This window comes from Segatella copri (assembly GCF_003465495.1).
In the GTDB taxonomy this organism is placed as follows: Bacteria; Bacteroidota; Bacteroidia; order Bacteroidales; family Bacteroidaceae; genus Prevotella; species Prevotella copri_G.
Genome location: NZ_QSAV01000105.1, coordinates 1 through 1,256 on the forward strand (window position 1 = coordinate 1; position 1,256 = coordinate 1,256).

Annotated in this window: 1 protein-coding gene; it reads right to left on the reverse strand. The window is 49.8% G+C overall.

The genetic code is table 11. The annotated features are described in order from the left end of the window. Positions 1-1,117 (reverse strand): hypothetical protein (locus DWV53_RS15205; RefSeq protein WP_147468831.1); only part of this gene is annotated, 1,117 nt, incomplete at its 3' end. Positions 1,118-1,256 lie beyond the last annotated feature (139 nt).

Genomic DNA, 1,256 nt, shown 5'->3' on the forward strand with positions numbered 1-1,256 from the left:
CGATGAGTTTCTGCTTCAGCTTGCCACGGCCAGCCATCACATTTTTATTTTGCTTCAACACGCTGCTAGGCCAGCCATTCTCGAAGCAGGTCACACAGAGATACTCCGAGGTCTGGGCATCTTGGTCAACTGCCTTTTCTATCTCCTTCTTAAACTCGTCGTCCAAGTCGTTGATGATGCCATCATGATCCTTGCCGTCCTCGGTCTTCTTGCCCTTCAGTCCTTCCGTGATGGCACCCATCAGTCCGTCCATCACCTCCTTCACGGTCTCCTTTGGTATCACGCTGACCACCTCGCAGGAGATTGTGTAGTTGCCATTCTTCTCTAGGCTGGCATTGATATAAGTGTCGTTGGCGTAGCTATCCTTGGTGGCATCCTCGTGCTCGTGATGCTCGCCCACGGCATATTGGCTTCCGTGCCAGGCGAAGAGCAGTTTCAGTTCCTCCAGGTAGCCCTCCACCAACTCGTCGGTGTTAGCCTGGTTGCCTATCTTCATGAAGTCAAGACCTATCGCCTTCTTCATTGCCTGCATGATGGGCATGGCGGCGATGTCCTTCATGCTCGCCTTGAAGAGAGCCTTTGCCTGCTTCTTGATTTTCGAGAGATTGGTAATCTTGGTGATGCAACCGTATTCATCGGTTTCAAAGTTGACGGTGGTGCCTATCACGCTCTTGGCGGTGCGCTCCGCTACCATGGCCATCATCTTGTCCCGGAAGTTGTCGCCCACCGAATCGGCCTTTACGTCCAGGAAGGTGTAGCTCATCTTATAGCCCTTGCTGGTGGAATCGTTTACCACGAGGCGCACCTGGGTGGATACGCCGAGCGTCTTCACCGTGTCCTTGCCGTTCACCTTCCACTCATTCTCATATATCCAGTATTCGCAGGTGTCGCCCTTGCAGAAGTACGCCACCACATTCACCACCGAGTCTTCGCCAGCTGCGTCCACTTCCAACGTGTCGGAGTTGTTCGATAGCCATTGACTATCAGCGATTTTCTTGTCAATCGATACCGTGTCCTCTACCTTAGGCGACATTTCTCCGCCCTTCACGATGCCATGGTTGGCGAGCAGTCCGCAAGCTATCATGCAGCTCATCACTATCAACGAGATTTTCTTCATAAGTTCATTTTTTATGTTGTTTATTCTTCAAGTTTTTATTTCTCGCTGCAAATTTACGATTTTTTTTGTAAAAAAAGCCAAGCTCCTAAAAAAAACTGTAAAGTTAACCCAAGTTTAACATAGTCAAACCGTTTCTCTT